The following is a 20,295-nucleotide window of genomic DNA, read 5'->3' as shown; positions in this document are numbered from 1 at the left end:
ATCAGGGGTTGCTGCCGGAACCGGTGCTGCTGCCGGAGCCGGAACTGACGGAGGTGCTGCGCACCCGTTCGGGTTTCTTCACGGTATCCTTGCGATACCGCTCCGCCGCCTGGCCTGCCTTGGCCGCGCTGGCGGGGGGCACCGCGTTCTCGTACGCGTTGTCGGGCTCCACCACCTGGGCCAGCATGGTCTGGCGGTTTGCCTCGCCAAAGGTCGAGGCGGGAGCCGTCCCGGCGCCATCATGAACGCAGCCGGCCATCAGGGGCACGGCGACCAGCGCCAGCCACTTCGCACGATCAGAATTCATAGCCCTTCTCCTTTTCCTGCGCGGGGGCATCGGCCGGAGCGGCCGTGCCGGGCACGGGCTTCAGCGCCTTGGGACGATAGCCTTCGCCATCGATCAGCACGTCGATCGCGCGCGGGTCCTCGATCCGGTCGGTCGGCAGGCGAACCTGCTCTGGCCGGATCGGCGCGACGAGGCGCGGCGTGACCACGATCAGCAGTTCCGTCTCGCCCTTCTGGAACCCGGAGGAGCGGAACAGCGCCCCCAGGATCGGGATCGAGCCGAGCAGCGGCACTTGCCGCACGGTGGTCTGGAAATCGCGCCGCAGCAGGCCGGCGATGGCAAAGCTTTCACCGTCGCGCAGTTCCACGGTCGTGCTGGCCCTGCGGGTCTGCAAGCCTGGCACCACGATCCCGTTGACCGAGACGGAGGCCGATGGATCCAGCGAGCTGACTTCGGGTTCCACCAGCAGGCTGATGACCTTGTCGGCCAGCACGGTGGGGGTGAAGCCAAGGCTGACGCCGAACGACTTGTATTCGATCGTCACGTCGCCGCTGGCGCGGTTGCTGTTGTCCACCGGGATCGGGAATTCCCCGCCCGCCAGGAACGATGCCTTTTCGCCCGACAGCGCCACCAGCGTCGGCTCGGCCAGGGTCTTGGACAGGCCCTTGCGCTCCAGCAGGTCCAGCGTCGCGTCGATATCGGTATCGCCGATGTGGAACGACTTGGTGATCGAGGCGAAGGCATCAGGCGCCGCCCCGCCCAGCGCGGTGCCGGTATTGAAACCGAAACTGCCGCCGCGCGACAGGCCCGATGCGCTGAAGCCGATCTTGTTGCCCAGCTGGCGATCGACTTCGGCAAAGCGTACTTCCAGCATGACCTGCTGGCTGCTGCCCATGCTGACCAGGTTGATCACCTTGTCACCGGCAAAGCTCTTGGCCAGTTGCGCCACGCGGTCAGCCGCGCCAGCGTCGTTGACCAGCCCGGTCAGCACGACCGAACCGTTGGACAAGTGCGCATCGACCTTGTTGCCCGGCACCAGCGTGCCGATCTGGTCGCGCAGGGCCTCGACATCGGGGCCGACCGCCACGTCCATCACCGCGATCACGCGATTGGCCCGGTCATACAGGGTCAGGCTGGTCGTGCCGAACGACTTGCCCAGCAGATAGACCGACCGCTCGGAGATCGGCAGGACATCGGCGATGTCGGCATTGCCGATCAGCGCCCGGCCGATGGCCCGGTCGGCGGAAACCACCCGGCTCTTGTTGACGGGAACTTCCAGCGCCCCGGCGTGGAGCGATTCCTCGGCCGCCTGGGCCAGCGCCGACGGTGCGGTCAGCGCGCTGGTCGCAAGGGCGATGGCGCAGATGCTGCTCTTGAAGATATTCATCTTACCCACCCTTCGTCTGGCCGACCGGATAGCTGGTCGGCTGAGTGCCGCGGACAATGGTCATGGTCGGGCCGGTCCAGGCCGGAGCCGGGGCTGCGCCCCCGCCAAAGCCAGGCAGGGCCGGCACGGTCAGCGAACCAGAACCGCCGGACTGACGGCCGGCCGCACTGGCCTGCGCCGGGGCCGCACGGCGCACGCCGCCCAGCTCGTAAGTCGTCACCGTGGCGACCGTGGCGGTGCCAGCGGCTGCCGCGACGGTGTCGGCATCGGTCGGCTTGCGCAGTACCAGGCTGAGCCGCCCGGCCTGTTCGGCCACGGCCAGCCGCTGGGCATCGCGCAGCGACACGGCCAGCGTGGCGGTGCGGGCAACCTTCGGCTCGCTCTGCTTGTTGTTGGCCAACTGGTCGATCGCCAGCACCTGGACGCTTTCCAGGATCACGTCGGAACGATGGACGGCCGTGCCGCCCGTGCCGTTGTCGATTTCGCGCGTCAGCAGGACATCGACCAGCGAACCCGGCAGGACAAAGCCCGCCACCCCGCTGACCGCGTTGACCGACACCGAAACCGCGCGCATCCCGTCGGGCAGCAGACCGGCCAGCGTTGCGCGGCCATCGGCCCCGCTGACATTGCTGGACAGCACCGGCTCACCCGGCACAATCGGGCGCAGCGCCACGCGATTGTCCTTCAGCGCGTCGGGAATGGAATTGAAGGCCCCCTGCGGCACCGACCCCGCGGGCCAGTCCTGCAAGCGGACGTTCTGGCTGGTCAACCGCCCGCCGAACTCCAGCGGCTGGGTGGCGACCACGATCCGGGTGAACTTCTGTTCGCCCGCCGGTCCCCCCTGCTGCTGTTCGACGCCGGAAAACCAGGCGTTGGCAAGAAGCACCGCAAACAGGCCGATGGCCACGGCGATGCCAAGCAAGACCCAATTGCGACTCTGCATGGCCACCCTCCTGGAAAAACGCATTCTTGGGAAGGCTGACCCCGCCGCGCCCATGCAGTCGGCGGGGTCATCCGTTCATCAGGCCATCGCTGGCCCGGCTGTCCGGATCAGCCGGCTGCCGGAGCTTCCGGCGGCGTGCCCGGAGCGCACGACGGGTCACCCGCGTTACAGGCCTCGATCTGCTGACCGGCCTTGTACATCGAGTTCTGGATCTGGACGCTGAGGTACAGCGCGGCCGCGCCGAGCGCGACGCCGACAATTGCGAGGATCAGGGCGTACTCGGCCGCCGAGGCACCCGATTCGTCCTTGAAGAACAGTTTGAGGAACGACTTCATGGCTACTTCCTTTTCTCGGCCCGCAGCGCCCCCGGCGCCGCAGTTGGTTGCGAGGCAAGGCCAGGGACAAGCCTGTCGTCCGGCCTCATCCCGAAAGTAAGAAACCTGTTAACCCGAACAATTTCGTGAAACTACGAGCGGGTCAGAGCCCGACTCGGCGCAGGATTACTGCCCCTTGCGCGCCGGCACCGGACTCACCGCGCGGCCATTGCGGCGCACTTCGTAATGCAGGTGCGGGCCGGTCGACCGCCCGGTGGAGCCGACCAGTCCGATCAGGTCACCCTTGCCCAGGCGCTGGCCGGGGCCCACCGCGATGCTCGCCAGGTGGGCATAGCGGGTTTCCACTCCGCTGCCGTGATCGATCGTGACCAGCAGGCCATAGCCCGCCGCCCACCCCGCCCGCGTCACGATCCCGCCGGTCGCGGCCAGCACTCTGGTTCCCGCCGGACGGGCCAGATCGATGCCGGAATGAAACCGGATCGAACGATAGATGGGATGGATTCGGTAGCCATATCCGCTGCTTACGCCGACCCGCCGATTGCGCGAAGACGCCGGCTCGGCAGTGTCAGGGCCGGGCAGCGGCTCCAAGCTGGCCATCGCTCCCGCGCCATCGGCGGCGCGGGCGATCTTCACCGCCGGTCCTGCCGGGGCCACCAGCACGGTGACCGATCCAGCGGGCGGCGGGGCGGCAACCGTGACGGGGGCAGAGGTTTCCCGATCCGGCGGGAGGGCCGCGACGGCCTGCGCCAGAACCGGCTGCGACATGGCCGCCAGCACCAGGGCGCCACCAAGGGCGGGATAACCACGCGACATCATGCAGGCGGCTGGGACCGAAACAGGCTGCCCGGCAATATCGTAATTCAACTATAGCAATGCTGCGCATTCCGAAAAATCAACAATTTGATCTAGATCAAATGCAGATTTTCAGAGGATTTACTTCACCGATTCATCCGGCGATTCTTGCGGTCGATGCTCATCAGAAAACCCAGCGACAGCATCACCGTCAGCATCGCGGAGCCGCCATACGACACCAGCGGCAGCGGAATGCCGACGACGGGGGCAAAGCCCGTCACCATCAGCAGGTTGATCGAGATGTAGAGGAACAGGCTGCAGGTCAGACCCGCCGCCAGCAGTTGTTCGAACCGGGTCGTCGCGCTGCGCGCCACTTGCCAGCCCCAGCGCAGCAACAGCCAGAACAGGGCAATCACCACGACCGCGCCAACCACGCCCCACTCCTCGGCAAAGGCGGGGAAGATGAAGTCGGTATGGGTTTCGGGCAGATAGTGCAGCTGGCTCTGGCTGCCTTGCAGATAGCCCTTCCCGAACAATCCGCCCGAACCGATCGCGATGAACGATTGCGAGATGTGATAGCCCGCTCCCAGCGGGTCGGATTCCGGATTGAGAAAGATCGTCACGCGGCGCTGCTGGTGCGGCATAAGCAGGTAGAAATAGGCCAGCGGAATGACCACCAGCGCCGCCAGCCCCGCGCCGATGTAGAGCCGCAGCGGCAATCCGGCCAGAAAGGTCAGGAACACGACCGAGAGCAACAGCAGCATCGCGGTGCCCAGATCGGGCTGGATCGCGATCAGGCCGAACGGCACCAGCGTCAGCGCGGCAGGCGGCCACATCCCCGCAAACGTGGCGGTAGCCCTTGGTGGCAGCATTTCGAAGAACCGCGCCAGCACGGCCAGTAAGGTCAACTTGACCAGTTCCGATGGCTGCAGCTGCATGAACCCCAGGTTGATCCAGCTACGCGCGCCGCCGCCGATCTGGCCGATCGCCAGCACCACCAGCAGCAGCACCAGACTGGCCCCATAGGCGGGGATCAGCAGCGGCTTGTAGGTATCCGGCGGGATGAAGGACATCACCAGCGCCATCGTCAGGAACACCGAAAACCGCATGATATGCGTTACCGCCCACGGCGATCCGGAGCCGCCCGCAACGGAATAGAGCGCAACCGCCCCGATCAGCGCCAGCGCCGTGACGATGGCGATGGCGCGCCAGGATTGATCGGCGATCGCGGCGGGAACGTGGAAGTGCATCGTGGCCCTGTAAGCGGCCAGTTGGCGCTGCCGTCAAGTGTCCAGTCGCGCGGGGCGGTGCGTTAAAAGCATGCGGAAACTTCTTTCGCAGCGCCGCCGGCCGACGGGATCAGGCAGGCCGTTCCTGCAATTGCAGGGTGCGGCCACGCCGGGTCAGGCCAAAGCGCTTGATCGCGCTGGTTCCGTCCGATGGCGTGGTGATGGTGTCCACGGCAATGAATTCCGCCAGCGCCGCCGTGCGACGCAGGGCGAGCCGGACGTAGCCCTGATGCAGGTTGTCAGTCCACACCACTTCCGGGTTGTGCGCCTCGAACGCGCGGTCCAGCTTTTCGGAGACGTCGGGGGCAAAGCCGCTGCCGATGAAATCGCCGGGCGAGGTCACGCCCGCCGTGCCGAGTTCCACCCCGGCGGGGCGGCCCTTGGCATCGGCCAGCCGGTTGGCCCAGAAGCTGTGGCTGTCCCCGGTCAGGAACACCAGATCGCCCGCGCCGGCCTTGCGGCTGAGCGCATAGAGCCGCTCGCGCGCCCATTCGTAGCCGTCCCAGGTGTCAGGATAGAACGGCAGGTTCCACTTGCCTTTCCAAGCCAGCGCCTTGGCTTCGTCGGACGCGCCGGACGAGGTGAAGGGATCCGGGATCAACCCTGCCGCGACCACATCGGGCACGCGGGTGCGGGCAATCGGCATGGGATTGCCGATCAGCCGCCACGGCTGACCCGCGCGGACCGAACGGCGCAGCGCGATATCAAGGTCCGCCTCCAGTTCCGGGGCGAGCATCGCGCGGCCCGGCGCATCGATGGTTTCGCGTTCCAGCCGCTCGGCATCGGCGCGGCTGGCGATCCTGGTGGCCCAGGGGCGGTAATCGACCTGTTCGGCGCGGGCAGTGTGGCGGGTTTCCAGCGTGAACAGCGTGGCCAGATCGCCAAAGCTGTAGCCCCGCCAGAACTGCGCGCGAGTGCGCCCCGCGCCGGGCTCGCGCACCGGCATCCATTCGTAATAGGCGCGGATCGAGGCTTCGCGCCGCGCGGCCCAATCGCCTTCCTTGTCCGGCTGATGGTTCTGCGCCCCGCCGGTCCACGGATTGTTGGCGCTTTCGTGATCGTCCCAGCAGGCCAGCAGCGGATGCGCGGCGTGCATCGCCTGCGATCCGGCGTCGGACTTGTACTGCGCGTGGCGGGTGCGGTAATCGCTGAGGCTGACGATTTCATGCGCGGGCTGATGCACCCGGCCCAAAGTGCGGGCCGTATCCGCGCCCCATTCGTCCGCACCATATTCATAGATGTAATCGCCGGTGTGGAGCACGAAATCGACCCCCGCATCCCCGGCAATCGCCGCATAGGCATTGAAGAACCCGAAGGCATAGTTGGAGCAACTGACCAGCGCGATCCCCAGCCGGTCGAGCCGCCCAGTCGGCAAGGTCCGCGTGCGCCCGGTGGGCGAAGTCATGCCGCCCGCGCGAAACCGATAGAAATAGCGTCCGCCCGCACGCAGGCCGGTGGCCAGCACTTTCACGGTATGGTCGCGCTCGGCAGTGGCCTCGGCCCGGCCCGTCGCGACCAGCTGGGTAAAGCCCGCATCGTGGGCCACGTCCCATTCCACCGGCATGTCCGCGCTGGTGGTTACCCGCGTCCACAGGACGACACTGGTCGCATCGGGATCGCCGCTCGCCACACCGTGCCGGAACAGCGCGTTGCCGTCTGGCGCGGCCGCCTGCGCCCGCCCTGCGGTCAGCGTCAAGGCGGTTCCGGCGGCAAGGCCCGCCAGCGTGGTGCGGCGCGTCAGGGCAAGGGCGGCGGATCGGTCGGTCATGGTCGGCTCCGGGGATAGATCGAACTGGGCAAGAACTTGTCAGCAAAACGGGCGGCAGGCACGAGGGAATGCCTGCCGCCCGGTATTTTACGTCAGCGGCTGGATCAGAAACCCGCCTTCAGCGTCACGAAGAACTGCTGCGGCGCGGCCACCAGCAGGGTCTGGCGATCCCCGCTGTTGCCGAACCCGCCCGAACCGATCGTGGCGATATACTGCTTATCCAGCAGGTTGGTCGCGTTCAGCTGCACTTCGATCCCGTCGGTCAGGCGATAGCCCAGCGAAGCATCGACAATCGCGCGGCCCGGCACCGAACGGTCGTTGGTGTAGGTGAAGAACCGCTTCGACATGTAGTTCACGCCGATCCGGCCAAACAGCGGACCCTGGTCATAGCTCAGCTCGCCCCGGATCATGTGCTTGGGGCTGTCGACCACGGTCTTGTCCTTGATCGCCGCCAACAGCACACCCGACAGGTTGAACACGTCGTTACGATACTTCGCATCGGTATAGCTGTAGGACGCGAACAGGCTCAGCCCGCCGCCCAGCTTGACGTCGCCGGCCGCTTCGAACCCGACCGAGCGGACCGAGCCGACGTTCTGGAGGACCGAGGGGCTGCCGACGATGCTGGGGCCGCTGGCCGCACCCAGCAGACGGTTGTGGAAGTTCACCAGGTAAACCCCCAGCACCCCGTTGAACACCGGATCGTTGTAACGCGCACCCAGTTCATAGGTGTCCGAGCTTTCCGGCTTCAGCGTGTTCCTGATGGCATCGAACCCGGTTTGGTTGGTGGAGAACGGACCCGTCGTGGTGGCCGATGCGAACGCGCGGGTCGCCTGGGTGAACCCGGCGAACACCTCTGCCTTGTCCGTCACCGCCCAGGCCAGGCCGACATGCGGCTGAAACCAGTCGGTCGCGTCGATCTTGCCCTGCGGGAAGCTGGCCTTGACCACGGCGGTCGCCTCGTTGGTCACCTTGAAGCCCTTCCAGCCGAAGTTCAGCTTCAGCTGACCCAGCTTGATCTGGTCTTCGACGAAATACTGCAGCGTGGTGGTATCGAAATCGAATTCCCACTGGGTGAAGAACGGGTTGGTCGGAAACTCGCGGAAATCGCGCCCGGCCTCGGTCCGGCTCTTGAAGTCATAGAACCGGCGCGCCTGGTTGAACTTGTTGGTTTCCCACCAGCCACCGACGGTCAGGGTGTTGTCGCCCATCACGTGCTTGACCGAGCCGAACACACCGGTGCGGTCGATTTCGTATTCGGTCGTGCGCATCGACATCGGCACGCCGTTCGGGCTGGGGACATAGGGGGTCGCCCACAGGCCCATGCCGCGGTTGTGGTGGTAATACCCGCGCAGCGCGACATCGAGGTTTTCGCCCAGCGGGCTCTTGATGCCGATGGCGGCGACGGTGTCCTTGCGCAGGCCAGCCGCATCATAATAGGCATCGTCGGCCGAAGTGACCGCGCCCGGATAGACCTTGCCCGCCGCCGCGTTGGAAATCGGCGCGCCGGTGTCACCGCGATTGTTGCCGATATCGGCGTACAGGATCGCGCGGGCATAGTCCGGATAGGTGTTGTCCCAGCCGTAACCCAGCCGGCTGAGCATATCGAGCGACATGTCCTGATAGTCCTGCTCGCGCCGGTCGGAATAGCTGAACCACGCATCCAGCGTTGCCGCGCCCAGCGGGGCAACCAGCTTGGCGTTGACCATGTGCTGGTCCTGCACGCCGTTGCCCTTGTACTTGTCAGTCGAACCGAAGCCATAGGACACGAAGCCGCGCAGGCCATTGGCCGTACCCAGGTTCAGGCGGGCAAAGCCGCGCACGGTGTTCTTGCTGCCATAGGTCGCGTTCACCTGTGCGGCGGCGCGGTCCAGCGGATCGATCGAGAACGATTCGACCGTGCCGCCAAGGTTGTTGGTCGATTGCGTGCCGATCGCGCCCGCGCCCTGCGACACGCGCACGACGCCGATGTTTTCCGGGCTGACGATGCGGCTGATGTGCAGGCCATTGTGGTTGCCATAGCTCATGTCGCCCAGCGGGATGCCGTCGAAATTGAAGCCCAGCTGGTTCTGGTTGAAGCTGCGGATGGTGACGCGGGTCGACCACTCATAGTTGCCGAACGCGTCGGCGGCCTGGATGTTGACGCTGGGCAGCTTTTCGATGGCGCGAATCGCGCTGGTGCCGGGCAGCAGGACGGCGATGTCAGCCGCCTTCACTTCCTGGACCTGGCGGGTTTCGCCCTTGCCGAACACGACGATGGCATCGCCTTCGGCTGCCGCTTCGTCAGCCGGAATGGCGGCATCCTGGGCCAGCGCGGGCGCGGACAGGAACGCGGTGGTGGAAAGCAGGAACGCGGAAAACTTGTGCATGGGAACCCCTGGTTGGAAACACTCCGGGGCGCCGACTAGCTGCCGCCTGTTACAGCTGGATGCAGCTTTGATGATGGTTATGTGACCGGTTCGTGGCGGAAGAGTTGCCCCAACGGCCGGGGTTCCCCGCACGCACCGCCTCGCCTATGCCGGGCCGACAACATTCGGGAACCGCCATGACACGCACAAACTTCACCGCCCTCGCCGCCCTCGCCGCCCTCGCCGCTGGCCTGCTGCTGCCCGTCAGTGCCGGACACGCGCAAAGCGCATCCCCTGCCACGGCAGACTTCGCTGCCGAGGACGCGCGGCTGACGGCATTTCTCGATGCCGAATTTGCCGAGTTCGTGAAGACCCAGCCGCAGCTGGCAACCCGGCTGGGGCTGAAAGACGGGGCGGACCGCTGGAACGACATCGGTGACGAGGCTGCCGCCGCGCAAGTGGCGTGGCGCAAGGCCAGCGTGGCGCGGATGCGCGCCGCGTTCGACCGCGCGAAACTGTCGCCCGAGGCGCAAGTCCATTACGACATCTGGGCGCTGGAAGCGGACCGGGCCGAACAGTCCCAGGCCAACCGGCGGTTTCGCCCGCCGTTCTACTCGCGGCTCTATTCGGTCCACAGCCAGCTGCCGGACTTTCTGGTCAACACCCATGCGGTGGCCGATGTGGCCGACCTGAAAGCCTACATCGCCCGCGTCCGCGGCATTCCCGCCGTGCTGGACGTGGCGATCAAGCGCAGCGAAGCCAGCGACGCCGCCGGTATCCGCGCACCGAAGTTCCAGATCGAAACCGTCATTTCCGGCAGCGAAAAGCTGACCAGCGGCGCGCCGTTCGATGACGGGCCGGACGCCGCGCTGTGGGCCGACGTCAAGGCCAAGACCGAGGCGCTGGTCACCGCGGGCAAGCTCCCCCGCGCCGAGGCGGACGCCCTGCTGGCCGACGCGCGCGCCGCGATCCTTGCCCTGAAGCCCGCCTATGACCGGGTGATCGCCTGGGCCAGGGGCAACCTGCCGACCGCCCCCAGCGGCAAGGTCGGCGCGCTGACCCTGCCGGGCGGCGCGGCCTATTACGCCAGCGAGCTGAAGCTCAACACCACGACCGATTACACCGCCGAACAGATCCACGCCATCGGCCGCGCCGAAGTGGCCCGGATCGAGGCGGAACAGGATGCCCTCGCCCGCAAGGCCGGGTTCAAGGACCGCCACGCGTTCTATGCCGAGCGCGCCCGGCTCTATCCGCCAAAGCCTTACGACGATGCGGTACGGGCCGAATACCTCTCCACCGCCAACGCCTTCGTCGCGCATACCCGCACGCTGCTGCCCAAGTATTTCGGCACACTGCCGGCGTTCGGGATTGAAGTGGTGCGCGAACCGGCATTTTCCGAGGTGCCCGGCGGCGCGGCCCATGCATCTCCCCCCAGCCCGGATGGCAAGCGGCCCGCGCGCACCTATGTCCACCTGGTCGGCAACACGCCGGACCCGGCGGCGCTCTACACCTTGATGTGCCATGAGGCCATTCCCGGCCACAACATGCAGGGCGACATCCAGGTGCGCCAGCAGGGTGGCCCACGGTTCCGCTCGGTCACTGGCTACGTCGCCTTTGGCGAGGGTTGGGGCCTTTATGCCGAGGCGATGTGCAAGGAAATGGGTGCATTCCCGGATGACGCGGCCGATTTCATGCGGCTCGACGCCGAACTGTTCCGCGCCGCGCGACTGGTGATCGACACCGGCATCCACGCCATGGGCTGGACCGAGGACGAGGCAGTGACCTACCTCAACACCACCGGCCGCCAGCCGATGCAGCGCGCTCGCTCCGAAGTGCGGCGCTATATCACGCTGCCGGGGCAGGCCACCGGCTACAAGATCGGGATGATCAAGATCGTCGAACTGCGCCGCAAGGCCGAAGCCGCACTCGGTGCAAAGTTCGACATCAAGGGCTTTCACGACCTGCTGATCGCCTCGGGATCGCAGCCGCTGTCGATCCTGGAACGGCGCGTGGATGAATGGATCGCCAAGCGCGCCGCCTGATACTGCTGATATCGCCCTGATTTATTTGTGCCCTTGTTCATCCTGACCGATTGCGCCGCACCCAATTTCGGTGCAATCGGTCAAAATACGCAAATGTGCGTATATACTTGGGGCAGATTGATCGGTCGTGGAGGCAGCGGCAGTTCTGGGGGTGGCGCTGGCGCTGGCCGTGGCGAGCACGCAGGATGCGTCGCCAGCTGATAGCCCCGTGCCGGCATCCACGCCGGTTCAGCTGACCCCGGCCCAGTTGTTCGCCTTTGCCGATGCCGCGCGCGATGCCGGCGATTTCACCGCCGCCGAAACCGCCTATCGCGCGCTGGCGGGCGATCCCGACATCGAATTGCGCAGCGAGGCACGGTTCCGCCTGGCACTGATGCTGGCCGACCGGATGGGCCGGGTGCGCGACGCAGCGGTCGAACTGCGCCGCATTCTGGACGGGCGCCCCGATGCCGCGCGGGTCCGACTGGAACTGGCGCGGATGGACGCGATGCTGGGGCGGCTGGGCGCGGCAGAGCGGGAAATCCGCGCCGCGCAGGCAACCGGGCAACTGCCGCCTGATGTCGAACGCGCGGTGCGCTTCTATGCCGCAGCGCTGGCCGCCGCCAAGCCGCTGGGCGGCTCGTTGGAGCTGGCGCTCGCGCCCGACAGCAACATCAACCGCGCCACCCGCGCCGACACGCTGGGCACGATCATCGGCGATTTCACGCTGAGCGAGGATGCCAAGGCCCGTTCCGGTCTGGGGCTGGCGGCGCGGGCACAGGCCTATGCCCGCCTGCCACTGGGGCCCAGGGTGCGGCTGCTGGCGCGCCTGTCGGGCAGCGGTGATTTCTATCGCGAAAGCGCGTTCGACGATTACGCGCTGGGACTGCAAGTGGGGCCGGAATTCGTGTCCGGCGCAGACCGGATTACCCTCTCCGCCGGTCCGACCTGGCGCTGGTATGGCCAGCAGGCATTCTCGCGCGGGTGGGGCGGATCGGCAGTGCTGGTGCACCCGCTGGGCAAGCGCACCCAGTTGCGCGCCGAAACCGCGATCTCGCGGCTGGATAACCAGCGCAACGATTTGCAGGATGCAACCGTCTATGCCGCCGCGCTGGGGCTGGACCGGGCCTTTTCCGCCAGCTTCGGCGGCGGGGTTCAGCTGCGCGCCAGCCGCACCGCCGCGCGCGATGCGGGCTGGTCGGACTGGACCGGGGCCGCATCGGCCTATCTGTTCCGCGAAATCGGCCGCACCACGCTGGTGCTGGATGGCAGCTATGCGCGCCTGACCGCCGATGCGCGGTTGTTTCTCTATCCGGAAAAGCGGGTCGACCGGCGCCTCAGCGCAGGCCTGTCCGGCACGTTTCGCGCGGTGCAATGGCAGGGGTTTGCCCCGTTCGTGCGCCTGCGCGTGGAGCGCAATCGTTCAACCGTGGGCATCCACGAATACAGCCGCCGCGCTGCCGAACTGGGCGTGACGTCGGCATTCTAAGGGGGAAGGACAGTATGAAGAACCGCAAAATCGAACTCGGCACCGTCGTGGCTCTCAGCCTGGCGCTGGCGCTGTCCGCCTGCGGCGGCGGCGGGGTCAGCAGCACGCCCGCACCTGCCCCCAGCCCTTCACCCACGCCCACCCCGACACCAACTCCCACGCCGACTCCGACGCCGACCCCCACCCCGACGCCCAACACCGATCTGATCGCGCCGCTGGAAAGCGAATCGTTCAAGAACGTTGCCTCGGTGGGCACGATCACGGCGCCCACCAATGGCGCGGCAGTTTCGACTTCCGCCTCGACCCTGCCACTGACCGTCTCCTACGATTCGACCAACCAGTCGTGGACGGTGTCAGATGGCACCCGCTCGCGCACGTTCCTGCAATCGAACATCGATGCGACCCAGTCGAACAGCCAGATCACCACGTTCAAGGTCACGTCCGGCACCACCACCGACTTCCTCTCGCTGACCACGACCGGCACCGCTGCCGGACAGACCCGCTATGTCGGCGCCGGCGTGTGGCAACGCCAGGTCAACGGCACGACCGCCATCGACGGACGCTTCACCGCGTTTGCCTATGGTGTGCAGACCTCCGATGGCAGCCTGCCGCGCACCGGTGCTGCCAGCTTTGACGTGAAACTGCTGGGCGCGCGCACGTTCAGCACCAACATCTATGCGCTGGGCGGCAGCGGCACGCTCTCGGTCGATTTCGCCTCGGGCGGGATCGCGGGCAAGGGGTTCTACGACGAAACCAACGTCGAAACCGGCCAGCGCGCCAGCGGCTACAACTGGAATGCCTATGCCTTCCTGTCGAAGTCGGCCAACAGCTTCATCGGCCAGATGGCGCTGAGCAGCTCGGGCACGGGGGAACTGCACGGCGCGTTCTTCGGCCCCGGTGCGGAAGAAGTCGGCGCGGCCTTTTCGCAGAACCCCAGCTCGGACGTTGCCGCATCGGGCGTGCTCTATGGCACGCGCGGGACGACGGGGGTCAACACCTCGACCAGCTTTGGCGCTCAAGCGACCGACCAGTTCTTTGCGCCGTTGTCGGCCTCGGCCAAGGGCACGCTGGACGGAGCCGGCAACCTGTCGGGCGTGGCCCAGGGCAGTGGACTGAACGTGGTCTATCAGGGCGAGAACGGCGCGCCCTACTGGCTCTATGGAGCCGACGGCCGGTTCATGCAGCCGACCCGCAGCAGCAATGTGCCGCTGTCGTATGAAATCTACACCAGCGGCGATTACCTGCGCGCCGGCATCCTGATCGACCGGCGCACCAGCACCGGGCAGCTCGACGCCTATGTCTACGGCTTCCCGACGGGCACTGCGGCGGTACCGCGCACCGGAACGGCAGCATTCAGCGTGTTCCTGAACGGCGGGATCGCCGCCAACGGTTCGAAATTTCAGGGCGTGAACGGCAACGGCAGCGTGAACGTCAACTTCCAGACCGGAGCGCTCTCCACGCTGGGCAGCTATATCGTCGGCAATGCCGTGCCCGGAACCGGGGCCGGGATGCCCGGAACCCAGACCGACACCGGCAGCTGGTCGGGCAGCGCCACGCTGTCGTCCAGTGCAAATGACTTCAACGGGTCGATCGCGTTCGACGGAACGACCGACTATTCCGGCAGCTGGAAGGGCAAGTTCTTTGGCCCTGCCGCCGAACAGATCGGCGCGGTGATCCAGGCCAGCAGCGCAAGCGGCGCAATCATGGCGGCCACGCTGGCCGGCGGACGCGGCAGCGACACCGGCGCCTCGCAGGTTGGCCTGCCCGGTCTGACCAGCACGACCACGCTGGCGGGCGGGTCGGCGCAGTATTACGTCGTCGATGGCCTCAGCCCGGCGGAACAGGTGCTGGCCGACCGTAATATCGAAGTCACGTATGACCCCACCAACAAGTCCTATGTGCTGACGTCCAAGACGACCGGCACCAATTTCGGCAGCGCCAAGCAGCTGTCCCAGACGCTGGCCGCGGCGGATTACAAGGCGTCGGAAAGCACGGCCGTATTCGATGTCTATCGTGGCTCCGATTATACCGCGCGCGTGTTCCGTCCCGGCAGCGGCAACACCGCCATCGCGCTGACTTACACCAGCTTCGCAGAGGTCGTACGAACCGACACGATCGATGGGCGACAGGTGAAGACGCGCTATTACGTGCCGTTCGGCGGGCTGACTCCCAGCTTCCAGATCCCGAAGTCGGGCACGGCCAGCTACTCCGGCGTCGTCTATGGTTACGGCCGCAATGGCGACACCCAGAACGAAGCCTCGCTTTCGGGCACCAGCCAGTTCACCGCCGACTTCGGCAGCGGCACGGGCAGCGCCACGCTCAGCCTGACCGCAACCGATGTGACCACCAATGCCGCGACCAGCCTGGGTGACTTCATCTACAGCGGGTCGCTGGCCGGGGTCTGCCCTGGCTGCGGGGTGGGCAATACGTTTTCGCTGCGCGGAACGGGCACCAATGTCAGCAGCAACAGCTTCCTGAACGGCATGTTCTTTGGCGCCAACGCGGCAGAATGGGCGGGGGCGTTCACGCTGATGCTCAATTCGCCGACCGGTCAGGCCGCTCGCAATTCGACCTATGCGGGCGTGACAGTCGGCAAGAAGAACTGATCGGCCGGACGGGCGGGCCTGAGTGTCAGGCTCGCCCGAACGCCGTGTGCTCGATCTCTGCCGCTGCGGCTGACAGGCGTGGCACCAGCATCTCGGTCGAATGAACCGGCGTGCCCGCCTGGGTAATCGAAATCGCGGCAAGCACCCGCCCGCCATCTTGCCGGATCGGCACGGCCACGCAGAACAGGTCGTCTGCCACTTCATGGTCATCCAGCGCGAACCCCTGCTGGCGGATTCGCTCCAGCTCCTGCGCGAGGGCTTCGGGCTGGGTAATGGTCCTGGCCGTCAGCGCCGGAAACGGCCCGCCCGCCAGATAGGCGCGCTGCTGTTCTTCCGGCAGGTGGGCCAGCAGCATCTTGCCGATGCCCGAACAATAGGCTTCCAGTTGCATGCCCACCCGCGTGAACAGGTTGCCCGCGCCTTGCCCGGTCTTGATCCGGTAGGTCACCATGTCGCCCTCCAAGGTGCCAAGCTGGATCACACAGCCCAGTTCAGCGGCCAGACTGTGCAGGACTGGCGCGGCTGCATTGGCGATTACCTGCTTTTCATCCAGCCGCCCCAGCAGGCCCAGCAGGCGCGGCCCCGCCACGTGCCCGCCCCGGCCGTGACGGGCGAGATAGCCCTCCTCCACCAGCGAATGGATCTGTCGATGGGCAGTCGCCGCAGGCACGCCCAGGTCCCTTGCGATCGCGGCCACGCTGCGCGCACCGCCGTCGGCGATCACGGCTTCCAGCATCGCCAGCGAACGCGAGAGCGAAGTCAGGGTGGGGGTGCCACGTCTCATTATATGAGATGATAGCCAGTCCCCCGTCTGGCGCAAGCGGGAAACCGGGCCTAGACCAGCCATCAAATCGAGAGAGAGGACTCGCATGACCATCACCCATGACGATCTCGCCCGCCGGCTGCGCGCGGCCTATACCGACGGTGTGATTGCCCCGATGCGCGACGGGCTGGACCCGGTCGACATCGTCGGCGCCTATGCCGTGCAGACGATCAACACCCGCTTCTGGGAAGCGCAGGGCCGCCGCATCGTCGGCCGCAAGGCTGGCCTGACCGCCAAGGCCGTGCAGGAACAGCTGGGCGTGGACCAGCCGGACTTCGGCGTGCTGTTCGATGACATGCGCGTGGCCGATGGCGGCGTGCTGGATGCGGCCAAGTGCATCCAGCCCAAAGCCGAGGCGGAAATCGCCTTCGTGCTGTCCGCCGACCTGCCCTCGCCCGACACCACGCCGGAAGACGTCGCCGCCGCCGTGGCGACGGTCCACGCCGCGATCGAGATCGTCGACAGCCGCATTGCCGACTGGAAGATCGCCTTCGCCGATACCGTGGCCGACAACGGCTCCTCCGCGTTCTTCGTGCTGGCCGAACAGGGGCTGCCGCTGGCCGGCCTCGACCTCGAAGGCGCGGCCATGGAAATGACGTTTGACGGCGAAGTCGTCTCCACCGGGATCGGCGCGGCCGCGCTCGGCAACCCGCTCAACGCCGCAGCCTGGCTGGCCCGCACGCTGGCCGCGCGGGGCGAGCCGCTGAAGGCGGGCGACGTGCTGCTGGCCGGGGCGCTGGGACCGATGGTTTCGCTCCAGCCGGGCAACGTGGTTCGCACCAAGGTCGCCGGGATCGGCGAATGCAGCTTCACTTACGGGAATGCGTGACATGACGAAGACGAAAGTAGCCATCATCGGTTCCGGCAACATCGGTACCGACCTGATGATCAAGATCATGCGGTTGTCCTCCGTGCTGGAAATGGGTGCCTTCGTGGGCATCGATCCGGAATCGGATGGCCTGAAGCGCGCCGCGCGGATGGGCGTGCCGATCACCGCCGAGGGGATCGACGGGCTGATCAAGATGCCTGAGTTCGCCGATATCGGCATCGTGTTCGACGCGACCAGCGCCTATGCCCACAAGCGCAACAGCGAACTGGTGCTGGCGGCCGGCAAGCGCATGATCGACCTGACCCCGGCGGCCATCGGCCCGTTCACCGTCCCCCCGGTCAACGGCGATGCCAACCTCGACGCGCTGAACGTCAACATGGTGACCTGCGGCGGGCAGGCGACAATCCCGATCGTCGCGGCGGTCAACCGCGTGTCCAAGGTGCACTACGGCGAAATCGTCGCCTCGATCTCGTCGAAGAGCGCCGGTCCCGGCACCCGCGCCAACATCGACGAGTTCACCGAAACCACCAGCCAGGCGATCATGGACGTCGGCGGCGCGACGCGCGGCAAGGCGATCATCATCCTCAACCCGGCCGAACCGCCGCTGATCATGCGCGATACCGTCTATTGCCTGTGCGAGGACGGCGATCAGGACGCGATCCGCCAGTCGGTGCTGGACATGGTTGCCGAAGTGCAGACCTATGTCCCCGGCTATCGCCTGAAGCAGGACGTGCAGTTTGAGCACATCGGCTCCAACCGCCCGCTGCGCATCCCTGAAATGGACGCAGAATACACCGGCCTCAAGGTTTCGGTGTTCCTGGAGGTCGAAGGCGCGGCGCATTACCTGCCTGCCTACGCCGGCAACCTCGACATCATGACTTCGGCCGCGCTCAAGACGGCTGAAAAGATCGCCCAACGCCACTACGCGGGAGCAGCGGCATGACTTTCGATCCGACCCAGACCAAGCTCTACATCCAGGACGTCACCCTGCGTGACGGGATGCACGCCATCCGCCACCAGTATGGCCTTGACCATGTGCAGGCGATTGCCCGCGCGCTGGACCGCGCCAAGGTGGACGCGATCGAGGTCGCCCACGGTGACGGGTTGCAGGGTTCCAGCTTCAACTATGGCTTTGGCGCCTATACCGACTGGGACTGGATCGGCGCGGTCGCCGAAGTGCTGGAACACAGCATCCTGACCACGCTGCTGCTGCCCGGCATCGGCACCGTGCACGATCTGAAGCATGCCTGCGAAATGGGCGTGAAGTCGGTCCGCATCGCCACCCACTGCACCGAAGCGGACGTGTCGAAGCAGCACATCGAAGCCGCCCGCAACCTGGGCATGGACGTGTCCGGCTTCCTGATGATGAGCCACATGACCAGCCCCGAAGCGCTGGCGCAGCAGGCCAAGCTGATGGAAGACTACGGCGCGCAGTGCGTTTACGTCACCGACAGCGGCGGGGCGATGAACATGGGCGAATATGCCGCGCGGCTGCAAGCCTATGACCGCGTGCTGAAGCCCGAAACCCAGCGCGGCGTGCACGCTCACCACAACCTCAGCCTCGGCGTCGCCAATTCGATGGTCGCGGTGGAAAACGGCGCGATCCGCGTCGACGCCAGCCTTGCGGGCATGGGCGCGGGTGCGGGCAATGCCCCGCTCGAAGTGTTCATCGCCGCAGCCGACCGGATGGGCTGGAACCACGGCTGCGACCTGTTCGCGCTGATGGACGCCGCCGAAGACCTTGTGCGGCCCTTGCAGGACCGCCCGGTGCGGGTGGACCGCGAAACGCTCACCCTGGGCTATGCGGGCGTCTACAGCTCGTTCCTGCGCCACGCCGAAAAGGCCGCGAACGACTATGGCGTCGATACCCGCACGATCCTCGCCGAAGTGGGCCGTCGCAAGATGGTTGGCGGTCAGGAAGACATGATCGTCGACATCGCGCTCGACCTGGTCAAGCAGCGCGACGCCGCCGTCGGCTGATGCGCATTGCGGTCATCGGCGCGGGCGCGATTGGCAGCGCGCTCGCCGCCGGGATCGCTCGCGCTGGCGCCGATGTAATGCTGGTAGCGCGGGGCGGACGCCTCGCGCTGCTACGCACTGAGCCAGTGCGAATGATCAGCGACAGCGGCGCTTGGGAACAAGCCGTTCCCGTGTGCGCGGCGGACGATCTGGCTGGTCCGTTCGATCTGGCGATCTGCTGCGTCAAGACTCCCGACCTGCCCGAAGCCCTCACCGCACTGCACGGCAAACTCGCCCCCGGCGGCGCGATGCTGACCCTGCAGAACGGGGTTGAAGCGCCCAAACAGGCCGCGGCGATCCTGCCCGGCGCAGCCATCGTTGCCGGGCGAATGCACGGATTCTTCGAATTGGACGGGGATGCCGTGCGCCACGTTGGCGTCGCCCCGTCGATCCTGCTGGGCTGCACCCACGGCGCGGCAGATCAGGCCGAAGCGCTGGTGCTGCAAGCACTGGCGGGTAGCGGGATTGCTGCCACTGCCAGCCCCGATATTGTCCGCGCACTGTGGGAAAAGTTCATGCTGGCGGCCTGCCTTGGCAGCACCGCCTGCGCGCTGGGCGTGCCCGCCGGGCAGGTCTGCGCCCACCCCGGGGGAGAGGCATTGCTGCGCGCGGCGATGGCGGAAGTCGCCGCACTGGCCCGCCTGGCCGGGGTGCAACTCGACGCGGCGGACATTGCCGCAACCATGGCCTTCGTCGGCACGTTTCCGCCAGAGGCCACCACATCGTTCCAGCGCGACCTGCTTGCCGGGCGACGCAGCGAATACGCCGCGCTGACGGGGGCCGTCCCCCGGTTGGCGGAGCGCTACGGCTTTACCCCGATGGTCTTTCGCCAGCTGGACGCCATGATCCACGCGCGGCTGCACGTGGTCTAGCGATCAGCCAGCAACAGCCGGCCTTGCCCCAGCAATGCCAGCACTTCGGAAATATCCCCGTGCGACACGGTAAAGCAGCCCAGGCTGCGGCCGACCCGGCCCGATGCGCGGGCCATGTTGTCGCTGACGTAATCGGCGCTGTGGATCACGATGGCACGGGCAAAGGCCTGATCGTTCTGCGGTTCAAGCCCGTGGACCCGGCGCGAACGGCCATATTTGCCGAAATAGGTATCCCCGATCAGGAAGGCGCCCCCGGACGAAGCGTTGGACCCGGCCCGGTTGGAAAACCGCTGGAGCACGCCGGTGTTGCCCGGATCGGACCCGCGCCCATGCGCAACCAGCAGATTGGTCAGCACCCGGCCGTTGTTGATGTCGACGATCTGGAAGCGCGGCTGCCCGGACGGCGCGCTGAAATCCACCAGCCCCACCCAGTCACGATTCAACACCCGCCCTCCGTGCGTAATCAGCGCAGACCTTGCCCGCGCCAGCAG

17 protein-coding genes are annotated in these 20,295 nt (G+C 66.6%); 7 read left to right on the top strand and 10 right to left on the bottom strand.

Features of this window, described 5'->3' with window-relative positions:
- Position 1: 1 nt before the first annotated feature.
- From IE113_RS02320 to IE113_RS02285, 8 genes are all read right to left on the bottom strand, one after another.
- Positions 2-307 carry a hypothetical protein gene (locus IE113_RS02320; protein ID WP_189538778.1) on the bottom strand — a complete coding sequence of 102 codons (306 nt, stop codon included), beginning with the start codon at positions 305-307 and terminating at the stop codon, positions 2-4.
- Positions 297-1,673: a type II and III secretion system protein family protein gene (locus tag IE113_RS02315; protein WP_189538777.1), complete on the bottom strand. Its 1,377-nt coding sequence runs from the start codon at positions 1,671-1,673 to the stop codon at positions 297-299. The genes IE113_RS02320 and IE113_RS02315 overlap by 11 nt, the downstream gene beginning before the upstream one ends.
- A 1-nt stretch (position 1,674) precedes the next feature.
- A complete protein-coding gene (gene cpaB, locus IE113_RS02310; protein WP_189538776.1) occupies positions 1,675-2,616 on the bottom strand; it encodes a Flp pilus assembly protein CpaB in 942 nt (313 codons plus the stop codon).
- Between the two features lie 107 nt (positions 2,617-2,723).
- On the bottom strand, positions 2,724-2,951 hold the full coding sequence (locus IE113_RS16265; RefSeq protein WP_229822092.1) for a Flp family type IVb pilin: 228 nt from the start codon (positions 2,949-2,951) through the stop codon (positions 2,724-2,726).
- Between the two features lie 165 nt (positions 2,952-3,116).
- Positions 3,117-3,767, bottom strand: coding sequence for a M23 family metallopeptidase (locus IE113_RS02300; RefSeq protein WP_229822090.1), 651 nt, complete (start codon positions 3,765-3,767; stop codon positions 3,117-3,119).
- Positions 3,768-3,889: 122 nt separating this feature from the next.
- Entirely contained in the window at positions 3,890-4,993 is a 1,104-nt protein-coding gene (gene rodA / locus IE113_RS02295; protein WP_189538775.1) for a rod shape-determining protein RodA, read from the bottom strand.
- Between the two features lie 109 nt (positions 4,994-5,102).
- Positions 5,103-6,800, bottom strand: coding sequence for an alkaline phosphatase D family protein (locus IE113_RS02290; RefSeq protein WP_189538774.1), 1,698 nt, complete (start codon positions 6,798-6,800; stop codon positions 5,103-5,105).
- Positions 6,801-6,904: 104 nt separating this feature from the next.
- Complete coding sequence (locus IE113_RS02285; protein ID WP_189538773.1) at positions 6,905-9,166, bottom strand: TonB-dependent receptor; 2,262 nt, start codon at positions 9,164-9,166, stop codon at positions 6,905-6,907.
- Between the two features lie 176 nt (positions 9,167-9,342).
- On the opposite strand from IE113_RS02285, the gene IE113_RS02280 reads away from it, so the two are divergent.
- The 3 genes from IE113_RS02280 (at position 9,343) to IE113_RS02270 (ending at position 15,261) form a co-directional block, all read left to right on the top strand.
- Positions 9,343-11,187, top strand: coding sequence for a DUF885 domain-containing protein (locus IE113_RS02280; protein ID WP_189538772.1), 1,845 nt, complete (start codon positions 9,343-9,345; stop codon positions 11,185-11,187).
- A 127-nt stretch (positions 11,188-11,314) separates the two neighbouring features.
- Positions 11,315-12,655: a surface lipoprotein assembly modifier gene (locus IE113_RS02275; protein WP_229822088.1), complete on the top strand. Its 1,341-nt coding sequence runs from the start codon at positions 11,315-11,317 to the stop codon at positions 12,653-12,655.
- 14 nt (positions 12,656-12,669) lie between these two features.
- On the top strand, positions 12,670-15,261 hold the full coding sequence (locus tag IE113_RS02270; protein WP_189538771.1) for a transferrin-binding protein-like solute binding protein: 2,592 nt from the start codon (positions 12,670-12,672) through the stop codon (positions 15,259-15,261).
- 25 nt (positions 15,262-15,286) lie between these two features.
- Here the strand turns inward: IE113_RS02270 and IE113_RS02265 are convergent, their stop codons facing one another.
- Entirely contained in the window at positions 15,287-16,045 is a 759-nt protein-coding gene (locus IE113_RS02265; protein WP_189538770.1) for an IclR family transcriptional regulator, read from the bottom strand.
- 85 nt (positions 16,046-16,130) lie between these two features.
- On the opposite strand from IE113_RS02265, the gene IE113_RS02260 reads away from it, so the two are divergent.
- Genes IE113_RS02260 through IE113_RS02245 form a run of 4 tightly spaced genes read left to right on the top strand, consistent with a single transcriptional unit; the run spans position 16,131 to position 19,804 of the window.
- The gene (locus IE113_RS02260) at positions 16,131-16,913 is read left to right on the top strand and encodes a 2-keto-4-pentenoate hydratase (RefSeq protein ID WP_189538769.1); all 783 of its coding nucleotides are present in this window, start codon (positions 16,131-16,133) and stop codon (positions 16,911-16,913) included.
- A gap of 1 nt (position 16,914) precedes the next feature.
- Positions 16,915-17,856: an acetaldehyde dehydrogenase (acetylating) gene (locus IE113_RS02255; RefSeq protein WP_189538768.1), complete on the top strand. Its 942-nt coding sequence runs from the start codon at positions 16,915-16,917 to the stop codon at positions 17,854-17,856.
- Entirely contained in the window at positions 17,853-18,893 is a 1,041-nt protein-coding gene (gene dmpG, locus IE113_RS02250) for a 4-hydroxy-2-oxovalerate aldolase (RefSeq protein ID WP_189538767.1), read from the top strand. Before IE113_RS02255 ends, dmpG begins: the two co-directional genes overlap by 4 nt.
- Positions 18,893-19,804 (top strand): ketopantoate reductase family protein, encoded by a 912-nt coding sequence (locus IE113_RS02245; RefSeq protein ID WP_189538766.1) that lies wholly within the window; start codon positions 18,893-18,895, stop codon positions 19,802-19,804. Before dmpG ends, IE113_RS02245 begins: the two co-directional genes overlap by 1 nt.
- Here the strand turns inward: IE113_RS02245 and IE113_RS02240 are convergent.
- Positions 19,801-20,247 (bottom strand): murein L,D-transpeptidase catalytic domain family protein, encoded by a 447-nt coding sequence (locus IE113_RS02240; RefSeq protein ID WP_229822087.1) that lies wholly within the window; start codon positions 20,245-20,247, stop codon positions 19,801-19,803. The two genes, IE113_RS02245 and IE113_RS02240, sit on opposite strands and share 4 nt — an antisense overlap.
- Positions 20,248-20,295: the final 48 nt, after the last annotated feature.

This window comes from Novosphingobium arvoryzae (assembly GCF_014652615.1).
Taxonomy (GTDB): Bacteria; Pseudomonadota; Alphaproteobacteria; order Sphingomonadales; family Sphingomonadaceae; genus Novosphingobium; species Novosphingobium arvoryzae.
This window is presented reverse-complemented; position numbering and strand designations above follow the sequence as displayed.

Bases quoted from the DNA above. Each gene is read 5' to 3' on its own strand.
- cpaB (WP_189538776.1), bottom strand. From the start codon at position 2,616: ATGCAGAGTCGCAATTGGGTCTTGCTTGGCATCGCCGTGGCCATCGGC.
- IE113_RS02285 (WP_189538773.1), bottom strand. From the start codon at position 9,166: ATGCACAAGTTTTCCGCGTTCCTGCTTTCCACCACCGCGTTCCTGTCC.
- IE113_RS02270 (WP_189538771.1), top strand. From the start codon at position 12,670: ATGAAGAACCGCAAAATCGAACTCGGCACCGTCGTGGCTCTCAGCCTG.
- IE113_RS02265 (WP_189538770.1), bottom strand. From the start codon at position 16,045: ATGAGACGTGGCACCCCCACCCTGACTTCGCTCTCGCGTTCGCTGGCG.
- IE113_RS02300 (WP_229822090.1), bottom strand. From the start codon at position 3,767: ATGATGTCGCGTGGTTATCCCGCCCTTGGTGGCGCCCTGGTGCTGGCG.
- IE113_RS02245 (WP_189538766.1), top strand. From the start codon at position 18,893: ATGCGCATTGCGGTCATCGGCGCGGGCGCGATTGGCAGCGCGCTCGCC.
- rodA (WP_189538775.1), bottom strand. From the start codon at position 4,993: ATGCACTTCCACGTTCCCGCCGCGATCGCCGATCAATCCTGGCGCGCC.
- IE113_RS02255 (WP_189538768.1), top strand. From the start codon at position 16,915: ATGACGAAGACGAAAGTAGCCATCATCGGTTCCGGCAACATCGGTACC.
- IE113_RS02315 (WP_189538777.1), bottom strand. From the start codon at position 1,673: ATGAATATCTTCAAGAGCAGCATCTGCGCCATCGCCCTTGCGACCAGC.
- IE113_RS02280 (WP_189538772.1), top strand. From the start codon at position 9,343: ATGACACGCACAAACTTCACCGCCCTCGCCGCCCTCGCCGCCCTCGCC.
- IE113_RS16265 (WP_229822092.1), bottom strand. From the start codon at position 2,951: ATGAAGTCGTTCCTCAAACTGTTCTTCAAGGACGAATCGGGTGCCTCG.
- IE113_RS02320 (WP_189538778.1), bottom strand. From the start codon at position 307: ATGAATTCTGATCGTGCGAAGTGGCTGGCGCTGGTCGCCGTGCCCCTG.
- IE113_RS02290 (WP_189538774.1), bottom strand. From the start codon at position 6,800: ATGACCGACCGATCCGCCGCCCTTGCCCTGACGCGCCGCACCACGCTG.
- IE113_RS02260 (WP_189538769.1), top strand. From the start codon at position 16,131: ATGACCATCACCCATGACGATCTCGCCCGCCGGCTGCGCGCGGCCTAT.
- dmpG (WP_189538767.1), top strand. From the start codon at position 17,853: ATGACTTTCGATCCGACCCAGACCAAGCTCTACATCCAGGACGTCACC.